Raw genomic sequence first — 6,329 nt, forward strand, 5'->3', positions numbered from 1 at the left:
TTGCCCAAAGGTGAGGGAGATGGGATGACGTTGGGGGGTCTTGGCATCCGGGGGCCAGACCTCAAAACTTCCTTCAATTTTGACCGGGATAATGGGGATGTGTAATTCACAGGCCAGCACCCCAAGACCTTTCTTGAATGGAAGGAGCTGTCCATCAAGACTCCGTTCTCCTTCCGGAAAAATAAGGAGACTTTTTCCGTTCCGGAGAAGGGCGACTGAGGCCTTGAGAACTGTGACCAGGGGCGTCTCCGGCCCCACGGGAATCACATGACCCACGCGTGCTATCCATCGACGAAATGGTGATCGAAAAAAAGGTTCCCAGCCAAGGGTGTAAAGTTGTGTAAACGTGGATCGTGGCACAGTCCCCAAAATAATGAAGGGATCGATAAAACTCAGATGGTTGGCCGCCAGGATAAAAGGTCCCTCCTTGGGTAGATGTGTGAGACCTTTGACGGTCAGTGGGAAGGCTATGCGGGAGAAGCTTCCTACAATGGCCATTCCTATCTCCCCAATGATTTTATTCCCTCGGGAAAGCGGCGCGAGTACCGTCTTTTTCAGAGCTTGGGGGAGTGGGGTTTGGAAGATCTGATGCCAGGAGGTCGTGGTTTCTCTGTGTTCAGTGGGAATTTGCTGGAGGGCCATGAGCTTTGTCATGACATCACGCACCGTGACGACTTCTCCCATGAACGTTTCCGGGACCGGTCCCAACCGGCTTTCGAGGGCCGCTTGAAATTCGACCCGTTTCAACGAGTCGAATCCCAAGTCCAGATCCAGGTGATCGTCCAATCGTAAGGCCCGGTCTGATGAAACCAGCCCGACAAGCGTTTGGATAACCGTTTGGCCAGTGGTCGTTTGGCGAATCTCCTGGTCGGTCTCAGATTCTTGCTCCGGTGCGGGTTCAACGGCGGTCTTTGTTGATTGAGTCATGGCAAGAACAAGATGTCGCTGGATTTTTCCTAAGCGCGTACGTGGGAGGGGCTCTTTGATGAAGGTCACACCACTAATCCGTTTATACGAGGGAAGGGACGCGGCAACACTATTGAGCGCATCTTTGATGTAGGTGGCAGAATCATGGATTGTGTGTTCTCGTAAATAATCAAAATTTGGCACGACCACGGCATGAAGATGTTCGCCCTCCTCACCAGCGCGGGGGAGTCCAAGGATGCAGAGTTCGGCGATGGCGGGATTCTGTTTGTAGGCTTCTTCCAATTCTTCGGGAAGAATGTTCTTTCCTCCAGGTGTGACGATCAGTTCCTTGATCCGTCCGGTAAGAAACAGGTATCCGTCTGAGTCCAGATAGCCCAGATCTCCGGTGTGAAACCAGCCATCACGAATAGCTTCTGCTGTTTCGGCCGGCGCTTGGTCATATCCCTTCATCACATTGGGTCCTCGTACCACCACTTCTCCTATTCCTGCTTCGTTCGGCTGATCGATTCGCACCTCGACGCTGGCGAGTGGTGGGCCGACGGAGCCCGGTTTCAGGCGAGACAAGGAACTGAAGGCAATCACGGGCGCTGTTTCCGTGAGCCCGTACCCTTCACGAACCGTAAATCCCAGACTGCCTAAATCTTTCGAGATTTGTGGATCGAGTTTGGCTCCCCCGCTGCATAGAAGCTGAAGCGAGGAGCCAAAGCGGCGGTGAACCGGAGCAAAAAACCATCGTCCCGGATTCCATCTGGTATGGGATCTCACAAAATCCGACAGGCGGAGTAGAAGCGTGATGAGCCAACGGACCAACACTGGACGTCGGCCGAGTTCTTCAAAAATTGACCGACGAATCATGGTAAAAATTTGGGGAACTCCCACTGCGATCGTGATTCCCGTCTCATGTATGCATTGCATCAGATCCGGCCCCTTGAGGGATGATAAGAAGGTCATTCTTGCACCCAGGAGAAGGGGAACGAGGTAGGCGATCATGAAGGGATAGGCATGGTGTAGAGGGAGCATCACTAAAAAGTTATCTTCATGCCCCGCTAAATCTTTCCCCATAATGTCTTTGGCGTTGGCCATAAAATTACGGTGCGTGAGTAACACGCCTTTGGGTTTTTTAGTGGTGCCGGAGGTATAGAGTAACGAAGCCACGTCGTCCGGATTCACTCGCAGGTCGACGGGCGGTTTTTCCTGTCCTTGTTCTATGAGATCCTTCATGGGCAGGTGGTGAGATTTCGTGTCGGGATCCATGCTCACGATGGTGATGGTGGCTGGAAGTTCACGGACCAGGTTTACGGTTTTTGAGCTGACGAAGACAAACCGGCTATTGGACGTGGTGAGGAAGGACAGAAGTTGCTCCTGTGGCATTTGAATATCCAGGGGAACAGCGGTAGCGCCGACGGTGAGAATGCTGAGATGAGCGATCACCCATTCCGGACAATTTTCAGCCACAATTGCGACGCGATGCTCCGGACGAAGTCCATGCCCATGAAGACTACTCGCCAGTCCCCGAACAAGCTTCGACACTTCCCCGTAGGTCTGTTGTCGATAGTCCTCTCCTTCTTTTATTTGCATGACCACATGATCGGGGGCGATTGCCGAGAGTGCGAAAAACGCCTCAGGAATAGTATCTGGAAGGTGAGCGGGAGCGATGAGAGGAGCCTGCATCGTTTGAGTCTCCTGAAAGTGATACCAAGAAAAGACTTGAAACCCAGTCTATCCGAAAGAGGGCATTGTTCCAAGACCGGACTTGGGTATCCGGAAACTGGCCTAAAAAAAGCGGAAGGTAGGTGTGATGAGGCTTACTCAGCAGGAAGGGCGAAAATTTAGTACGCAGAAGGCAAGCACAAAAGCTTAACAAAAAAGAAAAAAAATCCGAAAACACCAGGAGATTTCTATTTTGGCGCCTGATGGCTTTTGTGGCCACTCCCTAGAAGGTTGTTTTGATTTATAGTTGAAGAAGGGATTGTTCTATGCCGTTCTTTAAAGTTGAAGATCCCCGGGATCTTCACGTCGGGACGTTTGTCAAACTGGAAGGGTCCTGGTTCAGCCATCCTTTTCCCACGAACACCTTTCAAATCAAATCCTCAGATGATCTGGCCACTATTCAAGCCCTCAAAAATGTCGTCATTCTCCAAGATCCCGACCGGTCCGCCTTGGTAGATGCCGAGGAGGATTCAGATCAAAACCAGCGGCTTTTGAATGACGAGGAGAGTGCAAGCAGGGAGGAAGATACGGAGGCCACTTTTGAATCAGAATTGGATCACCCTGCAGACAGCGAACCACTTATTAAAGAATCTTCTCTATCCACAATCCTGGACCGGCGAGAGGATTACCATGAGTTTCAGGATCATCTGCGTAAGGTCGAAGGGGCATATCAAAAAAACCTGGGACAGGGCAATGAATTGTTTCGGCAACTGAGTGATCGCCGGCCGTCTGGACCTAAAACGGCGGATACGATGATCACCAGTATTGTCACGGCCATACAACATCCCCAAACGGCGATGTCGTTAATTGATGTTGTCGGCAGTAGCGGCGCCACATGGGGCCTGTCCGAACATGCTCTCAACGTGTGTACCCTTTCCCTCCTCATTGGCCGTCAGATGGGTTTGGAAGACGAAGGATTACTTGACCTTGGGCGTGGAGCCCTATTCCACGATGTGGGTTATCGCGCGTTACCCATGAACGTGCGATTTAGTGCGGTTGGTATGAAAATCGAATCGGATCCGGAATGGGGGAAACGACATACGGAGGTAGGGCGACAGCTCATGGCGGCCTTCCCTGATACCAGTCCAGCAGTATTGGAAATGATTGGTCAGCATCATGAACGACTGGATGGTTCCGGGTTTCCCAAGGGCATGAGGGCAAGTGACCTCTCGTTGCTGACAAAAATCGTCATGGTGGCCGATCATTATGATGAACTCTGCAATGCCCCTGATCCGAAAACGAGTCTCACTCCCCATGCGGCCCTGTCCCGCCTTTTTCGCCACGTCGTCATGAAGGGGGAATCGTCCAGATTCTGTCCGGAGGTGGTGCAAGCACTGGTGCAGGCCATTGGGGTCTATCCACCAGGGAGCTTGGTGGAATTAACGGATGGATTTCTCGGGGTCGTGGCACGGATCAATATTCATCACCCAACAAGACCGACAGTGTTGTTGTATGCGCCTTGGATTTGCCGAAGTGATGGGATGTTGGTCAATTTGGCACAAGAGCCTGAGTTGGAAATCAAGCAGGCTCTTCATGTAAAGGATATACCCCTGCCTGCCCTGGCGTACTTAAGCCCCCGTCGAATGGCCGTGTTTGTGCATGCGACCGAACCCACCACCATGGCGTTCAATAGCCGCCGCGGCCAATCCCACAAGTCTTCTCTCCTGCATTAACGTCCAGTCACGTACAATCCTGGGCCCACTTTCGGTTCTCCTGAAGTCTAAGTGGATTCATCTATCTGTAGGCGATCGAAACCGGAAAGGCGGACCCCCCCCGACATGCCGGATTGAGTTTTCTGGTTTGAACAATTATGGAAAAGGGGTACAATGCTTCCTCATTCCGGCCTAGGTCCTCTGTAGGAGGATGTCTTTCTTTCGAGAAGGATAAGGAGGCAAGATGGAGACCGCGCGGACGAGCCAACCTCGTATTCTCGTTGTGGATGACGAGACGGACATTTGTCTGGCCCTGAGCGATTTACTGGGCAACGAAGGCTATCAGGTGGAGGCGGTGGAGACCGGAAATGAAGCCTTACGTCGTGTGTCCTCCCCTCACCCCTATAGTGCCGTCATCCTAGATTTAGGTCTACCGGACCTTGATGGCCTGATTGTCCTGCAACGTCTGCATGGACAGGATGCCACCCTTCCCGTGATCATTCTCACCGCACATGGCGACCAAAAGGAAAAAATTACCTCCCTGCAACATCATGCGTTTGCCCACCTAATCAAACCGTATGACCGACAAGAAGTCATCGAGATGGTGCATCGCGCGGTTGCGGTTAAAAATCTGACTTGGAAGGCTGCGCAGGCAGAAGAGGCGCTCACTTCGAGTGAAACGCAACGTCAGCTCGAACAGCAACATACGCACACGCTGCTTTCCGAAAGCGAACAACGGCTCCATTTAGCCTTGAAGGCCGGCAACATGGGAATTTGGGATTGGGACATTGTCTCGAATCAAGTCATTTGGTCGGAGGATGTTCCAGGCTTGTTTGGTCTGACCGAAGGTCCACTGCCTAGAACGTTGGAGGAATTTCTTCCTTATGTGCATCCCCACGACCGCGCCCTAACCGCCGAGGCCCTCCGAGCCACTTTAGAAGAGGATGCTCCATACTATCTTGACCATCGAATCGTGTGGCCATCTGGAGAAGTTCGCTGGCTGAGTTGTAAGGGCCAGGTCACCCACGATTCACAGGGGCGGCCACAGCGGATGCTGGGCACCATTCAAGATATCACAACCCGAAAACAACAAGATCTTCAACTGCGGGAGAGTGAATCCCGCTTTCGGGAGGTGGTGGAAGCCATTCGGGAAGTGTTTTGGGTGAGTAATCCCGAAAAAACTGAGATTCTGTATATCAGCCCTGGGTATGAAAGTATCTGGGGTCGGTCCTGTTCTGGTCTGTATGCTTCTCCGCAATCCTGGATGGACGCCATCCATCCTGAGGACAAGGAACGAATACGAGCCCGAGCGCTAACCAAACAAACCCTTGGAAGTTATGATGAGGAATACCGAATTATTACACTGGACGAAAGCATCCGATGGATACGTGATCGAGCCTTTCCGGTGATAGAGCAGGGGGGAAAAGTTCAACGAATTGTCGGAGTGGCGGAGGATATTACTGAGCGAAAACAGGTTCAACATGGTCTGCAAGCTCTGGCAGAAGCTTCCTGGGAATTAACCGGCCCCCCCCTTTTTGAAACATTGGTGTGGGAAATGGCAGCTATTCTGAACGTGAAATTTGCCTTTATTGCTGAACACCTAAACGGGAAACGTGCTCGAACGCACGCCTCCTGGGCGGATGGGTCGATTGCCGATCCCATGGAATATTCGCTCTCGGGGACTCCTTGCGAAGAGGCGTGGAAAGGCAATCGGTGTTTTTGGGGGGATCACGTTCGGCAACACTTCCCTGATGATCAATGGTTGACTGACGAAGGTATTGAGTCCTATTTGGCATACCCCATTCGGGGTTTGGAGAGGCAAGTCATTGGGCACGTGGCCGTGATGGACGTGCGGCCTATGGCGCAAGATCCCTTTTGGGGAGGGATTTTAGAATTCGTGGCCTTGCGCGCGGCCTTGGAATTTCGGCGGATGAACATGAATCCCTCGTCCTCAAACTGACGACCCATCCAACCAAATATTGGCTCTCGGATAAGGCTCATCAGAATCTCTGCGCGCGGTTTTTATTGGAAAGAATTTTT

At 52.0% G+C, this 6,329-nt stretch carries 3 protein-coding genes; 2 read left to right on the plus strand and 1 reads right to left on the minus strand.

The window, feature by feature from the left end:
- The coding region (locus AAH187_RS18455; RefSeq protein ID WP_342349957.1) for an AMP-binding protein at positions 1-2,598 on the minus strand (2,598 nt) is incomplete at its 3' end.
- Positions 2,599-2,903: 305 nt separating this feature from the next.
- On the opposite strand from AAH187_RS18455, the gene AAH187_RS18460 reads away from it, so the two are divergent.
- On the plus strand, positions 2,904-4,310 hold the full coding sequence (locus AAH187_RS18460; RefSeq protein ID WP_342349958.1) for an HD domain-containing phosphohydrolase: 1,407 nt from the start codon (positions 2,904-2,906) through the stop codon (positions 4,308-4,310).
- Positions 4,311-4,533: 223 nt separating this feature from the next.
- Positions 4,534-6,249, plus strand: coding sequence for a PAS domain-containing protein (locus AAH187_RS18465; RefSeq protein ID WP_342349959.1), 1,716 nt, complete (start codon positions 4,534-4,536; stop codon positions 6,247-6,249).
- Positions 6,250-6,329: the final 80 nt, after the last annotated feature.

Origin of the sequence: uncultured Nitrospira sp. (assembly GCA_902500695.1) — a bacterium.
GTDB lineage: Bacteria > Nitrospirota > Nitrospiria > Nitrospirales > UBA8639 > Nitrospira_E.